This window comes from Glycomyces tritici, assembly GCF_030403505.1.
This window is the reverse complement of the sequence record NZ_JAUEMJ010000007.1, coordinates 121961-136055: the sequence shown is the minus strand read 5'-3', so window position 1 is coordinate 136055 and position 14095 is coordinate 121961. Positions and strand designations below refer to the sequence as shown.

The window sequence follows — 14095 nt, the reverse complement described above, 5'->3', positions numbered from 1 at the left end:
GAAGGGTTGCGGTGAAGGGTTGCGGCGGTTCACTTGCCGCCGGTGGTGGCGATGCCCCTGAGCAGGAATCGCTGCCCGAACAGGAACACCAGGAAGATCGGGACGAGCGAGACCACGCTCATGGCGAGCGCGGCGCCCCAGTTCGTGCCGGACTGGGCGTCGACGAAGGCGCGCAGCGCCAGCGGGACGGTGTAGAGGTCCGGGTCGGTCAGGTAGATCAGCTGGGAGAAGAAGTCGTTCCAGGTCCAGATGAAGGTGAAGATCGCGGTGGTGGCGAGCGCGGGCACCATGAGCGGCAGGATGATCTGGGCGAAGATCCGCGGATGCCCGGCGCCGTCGATGCGGGCGGCCTCGTCGAGTTCGATGGGGACGCCGCGGATGAACTGGACCATGAGGAACACGAAGAACGCGTCGGTGGCCAGCAGCTTCGGCACGATGAGCGGCAGGAAGGTGTTGACCCAGCCGAGCTGGGCGAACAGCACGTACTGCGGGACGATGATGACGTGGATCGGCAGCATGATCGTCAGGAGCATGATCGCGAACCACCACCGCTTGGCGGTGAACTCCAGGCGGGCGAAGGCGTAGGCGGCCATCGAGCACGAGACGAGGTTGCCCAGGATCGCGCCGAGGACCACGATGGAGGAGTTGACCAGGTAGACGCTGAACGGGTCGGCGAAGGCGTTCCAGCCTTCCGCGTAGTTCCCGGTCTCGAGGTCGTTCAGCAGCAGGCTGGGGTCCCGGAAGATGACGTCGTTGGGCCGCAGCGAGCTGACGACCATCCACAGCACCGGGTAGAGCATCACCAGCACGCACAGGATGAGCAAGGCGTGCTTGACGATCGAGCGGACCGGCCGGAAGCCGCTCCGGGACCGCCGCTTCGGGGCCGGGTCCGGTGCGAGCGGCGCGGCGGCCGGGGTGGTCGTTGCGAAGGTGTCAGTCATTGTAGAAGACCCAATACTTCGAAGCCCAGAAGTTGATCGCGGTGAACGCGCCGACGATGAGCAGCAGCAGCCAGGCCAGGGCCGAGGCGTAGCCCATGTCGAAGTTCCCGAACCCGCGCTGGTACAGGTACAGCGTGTAGAAGAGGGTCGAGTCGGCCGGACCGCCGGTGCCCCCGGAGACGATGAACGCCTGGGTGAACGACTGGAACGCGTGGATGATCTGCAGGACCAGGTTGAAGAAGATGATCGGCGTCAGGAGCGGCAGGGTCACCGACGCGAACTGGCGCCAGCGGCTCGCGCCGTCGACCGAGGCGGCCTCGTAGTACATGCGCGGGATCTGGCGCAGCCCGGCCAGGAAGATCACCATCGGCGAGCCGAACGTCCACACGTTCAGCGTGATCAGCGTGCCGAGGGCGGTCTCGGGTTCGGAGATCCAGCCGCGCCCTTCGATCCCGAACAGGGCGAGGCCGTCGTTGAAGAGGCCGTCGGCGCCGAACACCATCCGCCACAGGACCGCGATGGCGACGCTGGCCCCCAGCAGCGAGGGCAGGTAGAACATCGAGCGGTAGAACGCCAGGCCCCGCACGCCGCGGTCCAGCATGATGGCCAGGCCGAGGGCGAGTCCCAGCTGGACCGGGACGGACACGAGGACGTAGGTGAACGTGACGCCGAGGGACCGGTGCAGGCGCTCGTCCCCGAGCATCCGGCTGAAGTTCTCCAGCCCATTGAACTCCGCCGGCTGCAGCAGGTTGTAGTCGGTGAAACTCAGGACCAGTGAGGCGAGCATCGGCCCGATCGTGATGACGAACAGGCCCAGGAACCACGGCAGCAGGAACAGGAAGGCGGTCTTGTTCTGCCGCTTGGCCCTCGCCCCGCCTTGGCCGAGACGGTGCAGCTCCGAGGTCGCGCTCATGGGCCGGTCACCAGCGGGCGCGCGGCGCCCGGGCTGCAGGGGGGATCGGAAACCGGCATCGGCGCTCCTTTGCGTCAAGAAATAGTGATCGTTCACTATTTGAAGTACCACCTAAGATAGTGAACGTTCACTCGTATGTCAAGATGATCACTGGGATCTGCGAGAGGAGACCGTGGGCATGACCGAGCGCTCCACCGAATCGAGGCGGCCGACGATCAAGCAGGTCGCGAGCCTGGCCGGCGTATCGCACCAGACCGTCTCCCGCTACCTGCGGTCCAGGAACGGGTTGAAGCCGGCGACCCTCGCGCGCATCGACGCCGCCGTCAGCGAGTTGAACTACCGCCCGAACCTGGTCGCGAGGTCGATGCGGACCCGCCGGACCGGCCGGCTGGCGATCCTCCTGCCGACCATGGTCTTCAACCCCTCGCGGATGCTGCACGGCGCGACCGAGGCCGCCCACGAGGCCGGCTTCACCGTCGAGGCGATCAGCGTCATCGGCGACACCGAGACCAGGACCGAGCGGATGCTCGAGATCGCCGGCACCGGCCAGGTCGAGGGCATCCTGGCCCTGGCCCCGGTCTCCCCCGGGATCGAAGACCATCTGCCGCAAGGGGAGACGATCGTGGTCGCGGCCGACTTCGACGACCAGATGCGCGGCATCGGCGAACTGGCCGACGCCGCACCCCTGGTCGAGATCATGGAGGGCCTGGTCGCCTTCGGGCACCGCCGGTTCTTCCACGTGGCCGGAAACCTGCAGTTCGCCTCGGCACGGGCGAGGAAGGCCGCGTACCTCGAGACGGTCGAACGGCTCGGACTGGAATCCGCCGGCGTCGTGGACGGCGACTGGTCGGGCAGGTCCGGCTACGACGCGGTGCACTCGCTCGCGGACGAGGCGATGCCCACCGCCGTCATCGCCGCCAACGACGTCGTGGCCGCCGGGGCGATCCGCGCCCTCATCGAGCGGGGCCTGGACATCCCCGGCGACGCCAGCGTCACCGGCTGGGACAGCAACGAGGTGTGCGAGTACCTGCCGCCGAGTCTGACCAGCGTGGAGGTCAACCTGGAAGGCCTGGGCCGCAACGCCATGCTGAGCCTGGTCAAAGCGATCTCCGGACGCGAACTCGAACCCGCACCGCGCCCGCTGCAGCGCGTGGCCTGGCGCGAGTCGACCGGCCCGACGACGCCCCGCTGACCGCCCGGCGCGCTCAGACCCCCCAGACCCGTCCCGTCCCGACCTCGGCGAGACCGGCCAGTCGGGCAGTGAGCACCGGGACGTAGAACTCGGTCATGCCGGCGATGTTCGGATGCGTGCCCGTGCCGCCGGTGCCCGGGAAGCCGCCGACCAGACCGTCGAACGTGTAGGCGACACGATGGCTCGCGATGCGGGTGTCGAGCGTCGCGTCGGCGAAGACGTCGGCGACGGCCACGCCCCACTTCTCGGCGGCAGCCAGGGTCACCGCCCGCAGGGCGATCTGCGTGTTCCAGTCGCGCGAACCCAACTTGTGGACGGGGACGTAGACCAGCGTGGCGGTCGGCCACTTCTGCTTCATGGCGTGGACGGTCGCCTCGAACGACCCGGCGAAGGTGCCGGTGTCGAAACTGCCGGGCTCGTACGAGTCGCCGACGGCGCCGATCTCGTACCCGTCCAGTTCATGAAGGGTGAGCGCGTCGTTCGTGCCGCCGTCGAAGACGACGAAGTCGGGCGCCTGCGCACTCGCCGACCGGACCTGGGTGAGGATCTTCCCGGAGGACGGACCCGACACCGGCCCCACGGTCGCACCGTTCACCGCGTACTTGGTCAGCACCATGCCCTCGCGTTCGGCCACCAGGTTCATGAAGCCGCGTGCATAGCTGTGGCCGTAGACGATGCTGTCGCCGAAGGCGTATACCGACGACCCGGCCAGGGACCCTTCGGCGGCCTGGTCCGGACGGGAGAGCCGGAAGTTGTCGATCGACTGCACGCCGGTGCCGTAGTAGTTGCAGGCCACGAACTTCGCGAGGCGCCGGCCCGTGATCGCCCCGGTCCCGGAGGCCATGACCCGCGGCGACGACTCCTTGGTGGCGATCGTGTACTGGACCCGGCCGAGCGTGAAGTCCATGTGCAGGTCCACCGTGTACCACTTGGAGCGGTCGAACCCGGTTCTGCTCCAGGCCGGATTGAGGGAGTCGGGCGCCGAGGCCGACGACGAGTCGGGTCCGGTGACGGCGTAGCGGAGTTGCGAACCGGTCGCCGCGATCGCGAAGACGAGGCGTCCCGCGTCGTCGCGGAACTCCACACCCGTCTTCATCCCGTCGGAGGCGATCGAGGTCTTCCAGTCGAATCGCAGATCGAGCGTCTTCTCGCTCATGATCGACGAGCCGAACCGGCTGACCGACGCCGTGTAGTCGCGCATGTGCTCCGTGACCCTCAAGACGCCACCGCCGACACTGGCCCCGGTCGGAAAGCCGAAGTTCGCCGGCGCGGTCTGGGCGCCGAAGCGCTCGTCGATCAGCACCGTGCTCGAGGTGGCGGCGGCCGCCGGATGCGGAGCGAGCAGGAGCGAGAGGAGCAGGACGCCGGCGGCGAACAGGCTGACCCGTTTCCGCTGCCGAGAGGCGGTTCTGCGCTTGGCGATGGGCACGGCGTTCTCCCTTGGCGAGGTGTCGTCGTCGGCCGCGGGCGCGCAGCGGGCTTCATTCCCGCCACGGTCCGGCCGGACCTCGAATCATGATGACAACGGTTCCAGACCCTGTCAAGACGCGGCGCTTCGCAACCCGAATCGTCGTTCCACACGCGAAACAGGGCCTCGCTCCGGCCATCGCGCCGCACGTCCCGGTCGGATGCTCCTGCGGCTCAGCGGGTCTCGGTCGTCGCCGCGGTCGTGCTGGCCCGGACGACGAGTCGCCCGGGCAGCACCACGTCCTGCGGGGCATCGGTCGCGAGGGACATCTCCAGAGCCGCCCTCCCGGCCTCCTCGAAGGGAAGCGCCACAGTGGTCAGCGCTGGAGTGACGTCGCGCGCGAGCGGGATGTCGTCGACCCCCGAGAGGGCGATGTCGGTCGGCACGTCGATGCCCAGGCGCCTGAACTCGTTCAATGCGCCGATCGCGAGGACGTCGTTGCCCGCGAGCACGAGATCCGGATGCGGGCGCAGCTGCGACAGGCGGCGGGCCGCCGCCCGACCGCCGTCCCGGCTGAGTTCGCACTGCTCGACGACCAAGGACTCCGGGTCGAAGCCCCGCTCGGACAAGCCCTCCGCGAAACCTGCGGCGCGGGTGTCGAGCGCCGGCTGCCCCGGAGTGGTCAGCACGGCGGCGCGGCGGCGGCCCAGCCCGCCCATATGGCGGCCGACGACCCTCCCGGACTCGAAGTCGTCGAAGCGGACCGCCGGAAACGGCGTGTCGTGCTCGCCGATGAAGACGACACCGCAGCCGTCGTCCCGGAATCGCTCGAGCTGAGGGAGGACCTGCTCCTTCGGCACATCGGCGAAGCTCGCGCTCGTCACGACCAGCGCACGGGGGCGCAATGCGCGCAGCACCTCCAGCGCCGTCCGGTGCGCGGCGGCGCCGCTTCCGACCCCGGTGATGCTCACCAGCGCGCCGCGCTCCCGGCCCGCCGCCTCCATTCCGGCCGCGATCGCGGCGACCGACGCGGTCCTCGGATCGCTCGCGAGCAGCACGACCGCCGTCCGCCGCCCACGCAGCGCCCGAGCCGCCTGGTTCGAGACGTAGCCGAGGGATTCCGCCACCGCGAGGACGCGCGCCGAGAGCCGCTCGCTCACGCGGAGGTCGCCGCCGTTGAGCACTCGGGACGCGGTCGAGGGCGATACGCCGGCCGCCTGGGCGACGTCGCGCAGTGTCGCCCGCTGATACGAACGCCGCATGCATCCTCCAATGTCGAACGCGCACCCGCATGCTCCCGCCGGAACCGGCAAGCGCTCGGGAACGGGGCGGCGCACCCTGGGATGCGCCCAGTGCCAGGATGTCATTGTGACCACCGACCCTGCCACCGACGACCGGTCCCCCGGCGCACCGGACCGACCGTCAGCGGCCACCCTCCGCGATGTCGCCGAGGCCGCCGGGGTCTCCAAGGCCTCGGCCTCCCGCGCGCTCGACCCGGCCTCCCAGTACGTGTCGTCGAGCATGCGCGCGCGCGTCCTGGACGCCGCCGAGCGCCTGGGCTACCGGCCGAACGCGTCGGCTCGGGCCACGACCACGGGTGCGACCGCGATGGTGGCCGTGCTGGTCTCCGACATCCGCGACCCCTACAACGCCGAGATCGTGCACGGCGTGATCGAGCAGGCGGGGGCCTCCGGGCTCGTGGCCACCTTCGCCGGAACCGATCACGGCATCGACGACGAGATCCGGGTCGTGCGCATGATGCGCGGCCTCAGGCCGCACGCCATGATCCTGACCGGCACCCGCAGCGGCTCGACCGTCTCGCGGGCGTCCCTTGAGGAGGAGCTCGCCCGCTACACGCAGGAGGGTGGCCGGGTGGCGATCGCGGGAGACGACGAACTGCCGTTCGACACCGCCGTCGTCCCCCGCCGGCGCGGCGCCTCGGCGCTGGTTGCCGAACTGTTCCGCCTGGGCTACCGCACTCCCGCCCTGATCCGGCCCGACCACGATGCGGAGGCCGCGCGCCAGTGGGAGGACGGCGTCGTCGAAGCCGCCGCCAGGCTGGGGATGCGGATCGGGCGAGGCGCCGTCGTGCGCGCGCCGATGACCCGGGACGGCGGGTACGACGCGGCCGCGGGCCTCGTGGCGGAGCGGCCCGGTCGCTTCGACGTGGTCCTGGCCGCCACTGACGCGATGGCCATCGGCGCGATGACCGCGATGCGCGACGCGGGCCTGACCCCGGGCGCCGAGATCGGCGTCGCCGGGTTCGACGATGCCGTGGGCACCGAGGACGTCACCCCGGGTCTGACCAGTGTGGACCTCGCTCTGGCGCGGGTGGGCGCCGCCGCGGTGGAGCTCGCGCTGACCGGGCCGGGCGACCTCCGAAGGATCGAGTTCGAGCCCCGGGTCGTCGTTCGGGGCACCACCCCCGCCCGCTCCAGCTGACGCCGCACCGGCGGCATGTGCGTTATGAAACCGTTACTTGAATATCGACACATGTAAATTGACAGATTCTGGAACCGTTGTCATTCTGATTTTGCAGTGCCGCGGCGATCGCTGCGCCTCATACAGCGGCACTGCCCGGCGTCCACGGCAAGGGCGCTCCGCTTACTGCCGGCACGTTCCTTGTGCAGGACATCCTCCGAAGGAGACCCTCATGGCTTTCGATCCCAAACGCGTGAAACTCGCCCGCCGCGGCCTGCTCGCAGGCGGTGGCGCCCTCGCCTTGTCGGCGTTGCTGGACGCGCCCGCGTCCGCGGCGGAGATGCCGCCGAACCCGCTCGAGAAGCCGGGGTGGATCCTCGACCGGCACGACGAGTTCAACACCGGCAGCCTGGACACGGACCTGTGGATTCCCAGGTACCTGGAGTCCCGGACCACCGTCGCGCGGTCCACGGCCCGGTACGGGTTCCGGGACGACGCCCTCGTGCTCCGCATCGACGACGACCAGCCCACCTACTACAGCGGCAACCCCATGAAGGTGTCGAGCGTCCAGACCGGACAGCGGACGAACCTGCACAAGGACAACGAGTTCGACCACTCGATCCCCACCGACATGAAGTACACGCCCCAGTACGGCTACTTCGAGGTCCGCGCGAAGAGCTCCGCCAGGAGCGGCATCCACACCGCGTTCTGGCTGACCGGCAGGCAGGACACATGGGAGCAGCGCGGGGAGGTCGACGTCCTGGAGCACGCGGGCATCCACGGGAAGAGCAAGTTCAACTGGAACCTCTTCAGCTGGTCGGACCCGAACCTCTCGACGCACCGGGAACAGGTCGGCGTCGGGTTCGACATGACCGCGGAGATGCACATCTACGCCCTCGAGTGGACGCCCACCCAGTTCAAGCTCTACATCGACAACGTCCTGACCAGGACCATCAACCAGTCCTTCACCTACCCGGCCGTGTTCTACCTCGGCATCTACGAGCACGCCGACTGGACCGGCACGGTCGACCCGAGCGACCCCCGGCCGAAGGAACTGGTCGTCGACTACTTCCGCGCGTACAAGCGCGCCGCCGACGCCGCCGACCCCCGCAGCGGCCAGACCTACCGGGTCCGCAACGTCTCCACCGGGCAGTACCTCGACTCGGGGGCCGCCGGCGCGATCGCGCTGGAGGCGGGAAGCACCTATGACGACCAGCTGTGGACGCTCACCGAGCAGCAGCCCGGCTACTGGACGATCGACAACGTGCGCGAAGGCCGCGGGTACCTCGACACGGATCCCAACGGCAAGGTCATCTGGGGCGAAGCGCGGGTCGGCGACGACACGCTCTGGGCGATCACGCCCGTCTCCGGCGGATTCCGGATCGACAACAAGCAGAGCGGTCGCGGCTACCTCTACGGGACGGGCGCCTCGGTCGCGTGGAACACCGGGGCGGCGGACGCGAACACCGTCTGGGCACTCGAACGGCGGTAGCCCGCTCCGAAAGCGGTCAGCGCCAACGGCACCCGCTCCTCCGCTGGACCTGCAGCAACTGCAGCGACCAGCGCTGGACCCTCCGCTCGACCCGCTACGGGCCCGGCCACGGGGGCCTGGGACGAGGGCGGCACCGCGATGCGGTGCCGCCCTCGAGGACCCAAGTCTGCGGGCACGATTTCTCAACTTTTTATCGTAACAATCATAATGCAAATGCCACATAAGGAATATCTCTCGCTTGCGCCCAGTGATACATGTCGCTACGTTGCTGTAAACGTTCACAGTCGCCGCGGACCGGCGGCGGCATCCCTCACTGAGACAAGGACATGCACATGCGACGCAGAGGAGCTATCGCGCTCGCCGCGGCGGCGGCGCTCGGACTGACCGCCTGCGGCGGCCCCACCGAAGAGGAGCAATCCTCCGAACTGGAGTGGGACGCCGAGACTCGGCAGTACGTCATCGAAGAGGACATCGCCTCGGGCAAGGTGCCGCTGAAGGTCTGGTTCGAGGAGGAGTACCTCGCCGAGGCCGTCATCGCCGCCTTCAAGGAGGAGTTCAAAGACGAGTACCCGGACATGAAGGTCGAGTACGAGCTCGTCGGCAAGCACGACGCGGTCGACAAGATGGCCCTGGCCGGCGAGGCCGGGACCGGCGCCGACGTCTTCATGACCTTCTACAACGAGATCCCCAACGCGATCGACGACGGGACCGCCGCCCCGCTGGGCGAGTACACCGGCGTCCTGAACGAGCGCATCAGCGAGGCCTTCACCAGCGTCGTCACCGCCGAAGACCAGATGCACGCGGTCCCGGTGACCACCGAGTCGCTCGCGCTCATGTACAACACCACCCTCCTCGAAGAGCTGACCGGCTCCCCCGAGCCCGCCGCCACCTGGGAGGAGATCCAGGCGCTCGCCGCCGAGTACAACGACCCGGGCGCCAACCGCTGGACGATCCGCATGTCCACCATGGAGATCTACCGCGCCTACCCGATCCTCTCCGCCATGGGCTGGCAGGTCTACCCCGACAGCAATGTGGACGCACCCGGGTTCGACGACCCGGCGTTGACCGCCGCGCTCGACTACTACGCCGGCCTGCGCGACATCTACAACGTTCCCAGCGCCGACAGCACCTGGGAGGTCATCGAGGAGGGCTTCGCCAAGGGCGAGACCCCCTACGTCATCACCGGCCCCTGGAGCTTCTCGCTCTTCGACACCGGCGCCGCCGAGAACGGCTTCGAGTACGGCGTGACCACCCTCCCCGGCGTCGCGGGCGGCGAGACCCCCGGCGCGTTCGCGGGCATGCACGTCGCCGCCGTCTCCGGATACTCCGAGTACCCGGCCGCGGCCCGCGTCTTCGCCAACTTCATGGCCTCCGACGCCGGCGCCGCCGCCGTCTACGCCTCGAGCGGCCAGATCCCCGCGCTCAACCAGGACCTGCTCTCGGGCATCGAAGGCATCGCGGACGACCCCCACGTGGCGGGCATCGTCGCGCAGTCGGCCAACGCCGAGCTCATCCCGCAGGTGCCGGAGTACTTCTGGGAGGTCGGCGACGCGATGGTCGTCGACGTGTGGGACGACCTGTCCGACTCCGCCGCCGCCCAGGAGAAGGCCGTGACGACCTACGACGAACTGCACGGGCTCTAGGGACCGACCGCTGTGACCACCACTGAGACACCCGCATCCCCGGCCCGGGCCCGCGCACCGCGCGGCCCGGGCCGGGCGGGAGCCGGACTCCCCTCCGCGGTACCGGGCGCCGCCTCGGCACTGGTGTGGGGGGCGGGCCAGCTCCTCAACCGCCAGGCGGGCAAGGCCGCGTTCTTCTTCACGTTCTTCGCCGGCGCGGTCACCTGGGAGATCGCCACCGGCAACTACTACGCGGGCATGGAGTTCACCCCGCGCTCGAACGGCGGATTCTTCATCCGCGGCCTGTGGGGGCTGTTCACGCTCGGGACGCAGCCCCGCGAGATGACGATGACCGGCCTCACCGAGGGCGACAACTCGATCGTCCTCATGGCCAACGGGCTCATCGCCCTCCTGACGCTGGGCCTGCTGGCGATCATCTGGATCTGGAGCATTCGCGACGCGGCCCGCTACCGGGCCGCGCTGAACGCCGGAGACCGGGCCGAGACCTCAGGCGCCTACTTCAAGCGCCTGTGGGAGGGCGCCTTCGCCTTCATCGCGCTCTCGCCCGGCCTGGTCCTCCTGGTCTTCATGTCGGTGCTGCCGGTGCTGTTCGGCATCCTCGTGGCGTTCACCGACTACAGCCGCGACAACCTGCCGCCGAAGAACCTCGTCAGCTGGGTGGGGTTCGACAACTTCGCGACGATCTTCGCCGTCCCCTCGTGGGCCTCGACGTTCGCGGGCATCCTCGGCTGGACCATCGTGTGGGCGGTGATCGCCACGGTCACGACGTACGCGGCGGGGCTGCTCATCGCGGTGATGCTGGCGAGCAAGCGGGTCAAGGTCCCACGCGTGTGGCGCTCGGTGTTCCTCCTGCCGTGGGCCGTGCCCGCGATCGTCTCCGCCCTGGTGTTCCGCTCGATGTTCAACGGCCAGTTCGGACCCATCAGCCAATGGCTGGTCGACGTCGGCCTCACCGACGAGCGCGTCTACTGGTTCACCGACCCGACCAGCCCGAACCTCGCTCGGGCGGTCGCGCTCCTGGTCAACCTGTGGCTCGGGTTCCCGTTCTTCATGGCCCTCGTCGGCGGGGTCCTCGCGAACATCCCCGAGAGCTACTACGACGCCGCCCGCATCGACGGGGCCGGGGCGCTGCAGCAGTTCCGCTACATCACGCTGCCGATCGTCCAGCGGACGGTCACGCCGCTCATCATCCTGTCGTTCGTGCACAACTTCAACAACTTCGGGGTGATCTACTTCCTCACCGAAGGCGGTCCAGACAATGTGGACTACCGCTTCGCGGGAAGCACCGATCTGCTCGTCACCTGGCTGTTCAAGCTCACGCTCGACAACCGCCTCTACAACATCGGCGCCGTGATGAGCCTGGTCATCTTCGTCATCGTCGGCGCCATCTCCGTGGTGAACCTCAACCGCACCAAAGCGATCCGGGAGCTCTGAGCCATGGCCGCCATTCCAAGGAGCACCCGGACCCGCCGCGAGGCGAGCGCCGGAAGCCGCCAGCGCGTGCGCGACGGCGCCACCAGCGCGATCATGCACCTCATCCTCGCCGTCGTCGCGGTCATCGTGATCTACCCGCTCATCTGGGTCGTCGGATCCTCCTTCGGCCCCGGCGGCGGGCTGGCCAACGCCACCCCGATCCCCGAGAACGCGACGTTCGACAACTACGTGCACCTGTTCACGCGGACCGACTACGGGCGCTGGTACCTCAACTCGCTCTACGTCGCCACGATCAACATGATCGGCTCCGTCGCCCTCTCCGCGCTGTGCGGGTGGGTGTTCTCCCGCATCAGGTTCCGGGGCCGCAAGGCCAGCATGCTCGGCATCCTCATCCTCCAGATGTTCCCGAGCTTCCTGACCGCGATCGCCGTCTACATGCTGTTCCTCAACTTCGGCCTGCTCGACTCCCTCACCGGCCTCGCGCTGGTGAGCATCGCCGCGGCCCTGCCGTACAACACGTGGCTTATGAAGGGCTTCACCGACAACCTGCCCGCGAGCCTCGACGAGGCCGCCGCGCTCGACGGGGCCGGGAGGCTCACGATCTTCCGGAAGATCGTGCTGCCGCTCATGCGCCCCATGCTCACCTTCGTGGCGATCACCTCGTTCACGGCGCCGTGGATGGACTTCATCCTCCCCCGGCTCCTGCTGCAGAGCGGCGACAAGCAGACCGTCGCCCTGGGCCTGTTCCAGATGATCACCGACCAGTACAGCAACGACTTCACCACCTTCGCCGCCGGCGCTGTGGCCCTCGCCCTGCCCATCACGATCCTCTACATCGTCCTCCAGCGCCACCTGGTCACCGGGGCCATGGCGGGCGCGGAGAAGGGATGAGCACGCCGAGGCCGCCAGCGGCCACCTCGATGTCGGCGGCCCCGCGCCGCCGCAGCGGGCGCCCCGGCGCCCGACCCACGATCGCAAAGGAGCGACACATGAGACGGATGATCGCGGTGGCCCTCACGGCCGCCATGGGCTTCGTCGCGTTCGCCACGGCCTCCTCCCCGGCCCAGGCCGTGAGGGACGACTTCTACATGGGCGTCGACGTCGGCACCCTCGCCGAGGTCGAGGCCAGCGGCGAACGCTTCTACGACGGCGGCGTCCAAGGCGACGCGCTCGAGATCATGGCCGACAGCGGCGCCAACCTGGTGCGGCTGCGGCTGTGGAACAACCCGTACAGCACCTCGGGCCAGCCGTACGGCGGCGGCACCAACGACCTGGCGAAGACCATCGCGCTCGCGCAGCGCGCCAAGGCCCTCGGCATGGACGTGCTCCTCGACCTCCACTACTCCGACTTCTGGGCCGACCCGGGCAAGCAGATCAAGCCCAAGGCCTGGCAGAACCTGTCCTACAGCCAGCTGACCTCCGCGGTGCGCACCTACTCCCGCGACGTCGTCGCGCAGATGACCGCCGCGGGCGCCAAGCCCGACATCGTCCAGGTGGGCAACGAGATCACCAACGGGATGCTGCAGCCCACCGGCAGCACCTCGAACTGGTCGCAGCTCGGCGGCCTGCTCAAGGCCGGCATCGCGGGCGTCCACGAGGGCGGCACCGGCATCGAGATCGCGCTGCACCTCGACCGCGGCGGGAACAACGCCGCCTACCGCACCTGGTTCGACAACGCCCGCAACCAGGGCGTCCCGTACGACATCATCGCGATGTCGTACTACCCGTACTGGCACGGCACCATGAACCAGCTGCGCACCAACATGAACGACGTCGCCGCGCGCTACGGCAAGGACGTCATGGTCGTCGAGACCGCCTACGCCTGGACCCTCGCGGACGGGGACGGCCGGGGCAACATCTTCACCAGCAGCCATGCCGGCGAATCGGGTTACCCGGCGACCGTGGCGGGCCAGACGCAGTTCCTGCGGGACCTCCAGGACGCCATCGCGGACGTCCCGAACGACCGCGGCCGCGGCCTGGTCTGGTGGGAGGCGGCCTGGACCGGCGACACCACCTGGGCCAAGCCCGCGGGCATGTCGTACATCAACGACCAGGCCGGCGAGAGCAACTCCTGGGACAACCAGACCCTGTTCGACCACAACGGGAACAAGCTGTCGACACTCGACTTCTTCGGCGAGGTCACCGGCGGGGGCGGCAATCCCGGAACCGGCGAGAACGTGCTGACCAACCCGGGCTTCGAGTCCGGCAGCGGCCGGACCGCGACCGGGTGGAGCGTGTGGTCGTCGAGCAGCACGAACCTCGACGCGGCCTTCCGCGAGACGCGCGGCGGCTTCCACCAGGGCAGTGCCAAGGGCACGCACTGGAAGAACAGCGCGTACACCGTCTCGACCTATCAGTCGCGCAGTGTGCCCAACGGGACCTACACGCTCACCGCCTGGGTCATGAACGGCGGCGGTCAGAACGCCGCGCGCATGTACGCGAAGAACCACGGCGGGACCGAGCGGCAGGCCAACCTGCCGGTGACCTCGACATGGACGCAGGTGTCGATCACCGGCGTCCAGGTCACCAGCGGGCAGATCGAGATCGGGTTCTATTCGAACGCGAACGCCGGCAACTGGATCAACTTCGATTCAGTGAGCCTCACTCGCACCGCGTGAGGCGGGAGGGAGGCCGCCCTGCACGGGCGGCCT

11 protein-coding genes are annotated in these 14095 nt (G+C 68.9%); 7 read left to right on the top strand and 4 right to left on the bottom strand.

Going from position 1 to position 14095, the window contains the following annotated elements; genetic code table 11:
• Positions 1-29 precede the first annotated feature (29 nt).
• Both QWI33_RS21035 and QWI33_RS21030 read right to left on the bottom strand, forming a co-directional pair.
• Entirely contained in the window at positions 30-941 is a 912-nt protein-coding gene (locus QWI33_RS21035; protein WP_289958339.1) for a carbohydrate ABC transporter permease, read from the bottom strand.
• On the bottom strand, positions 934-1854 hold the full coding sequence (locus QWI33_RS21030; protein ID WP_289958338.1) for a carbohydrate ABC transporter permease: 921 nt from the start codon (positions 1852-1854) through the stop codon (positions 934-936). The genes QWI33_RS21035 and QWI33_RS21030 overlap by 8 nt, the downstream gene beginning before the upstream one ends.
• 178 nt (positions 1855-2032) lie before the next feature.
• Here QWI33_RS21030 and QWI33_RS21025 point away from each other — a divergent pair, with 178 nt between their 5' ends.
• On the top strand, positions 2033-3046 hold the full coding sequence (locus tag QWI33_RS21025) for a LacI family DNA-binding transcriptional regulator (protein ID WP_289958337.1): 1014 nt from the start codon (positions 2033-2035) through the stop codon (positions 3044-3046).
• Between the two features lie 13 nt (positions 3047-3059).
• On the opposite strand, the gene QWI33_RS21020 is transcribed toward QWI33_RS21025, so the two are convergent.
• Entirely contained in the window at positions 3060-4475 is a 1416-nt protein-coding gene (locus tag QWI33_RS21020; RefSeq protein WP_289958336.1) for an SGNH/GDSL hydrolase family protein, read from the bottom strand.
• Between the two features lie 212 nt (positions 4476-4687).
• Positions 4688-5716: a LacI family DNA-binding transcriptional regulator gene (locus QWI33_RS21015; protein ID WP_289958335.1), complete on the bottom strand. Its 1029-nt coding sequence runs from the start codon at positions 5714-5716 to the stop codon at positions 4688-4690.
• A gap of 106 nt (positions 5717-5822) precedes the next feature.
• On the opposite strand from QWI33_RS21015, the gene QWI33_RS21010 reads away from it, so the two are divergent.
• The 6 genes from QWI33_RS21010 (at position 5823) to QWI33_RS20985 (ending at position 14062) form a co-directional block, all read left to right on the top strand.
• Complete coding sequence (locus tag QWI33_RS21010) at positions 5823-6896, top strand: LacI family DNA-binding transcriptional regulator (protein ID WP_289958334.1); 1074 nt, start codon at positions 5823-5825, stop codon at positions 6894-6896.
• A gap of 211 nt (positions 6897-7107) precedes the next feature.
• Entirely contained in the window at positions 7108-8367 is a 1260-nt protein-coding gene (locus tag QWI33_RS21005) for a family 16 glycosylhydrolase (protein ID WP_289958333.1), read from the top strand.
• 332 nt (positions 8368-8699) lie between these two features.
• On the top strand, positions 8700-10010 hold the full coding sequence (locus tag QWI33_RS21000) for an extracellular solute-binding protein (RefSeq protein WP_289958332.1): 1311 nt from the start codon (positions 8700-8702) through the stop codon (positions 10008-10010).
• A gap of 12 nt (positions 10011-10022) precedes the next feature.
• A complete protein-coding gene (locus QWI33_RS20995; RefSeq protein ID WP_289958331.1) occupies positions 10023-11444 on the top strand; it encodes a carbohydrate ABC transporter permease in 1422 nt (473 codons plus the stop codon).
• Between the two features lie 3 nt (positions 11445-11447).
• Positions 11448-12335: a sugar ABC transporter permease gene (locus tag QWI33_RS20990; RefSeq protein ID WP_289958330.1), complete on the top strand. Its 888-nt coding sequence runs from the start codon at positions 11448-11450 to the stop codon at positions 12333-12335.
• Positions 12336-12433: 98 nt separating this feature from the next.
• Positions 12434-14062, top strand: coding sequence for a glycoside hydrolase family 53 protein (locus QWI33_RS20985; RefSeq protein ID WP_289958329.1), 1629 nt, complete (start codon positions 12434-12436; stop codon positions 14060-14062).
• The last annotated feature ends 33 nt before the right edge of the window (positions 14063-14095 follow it).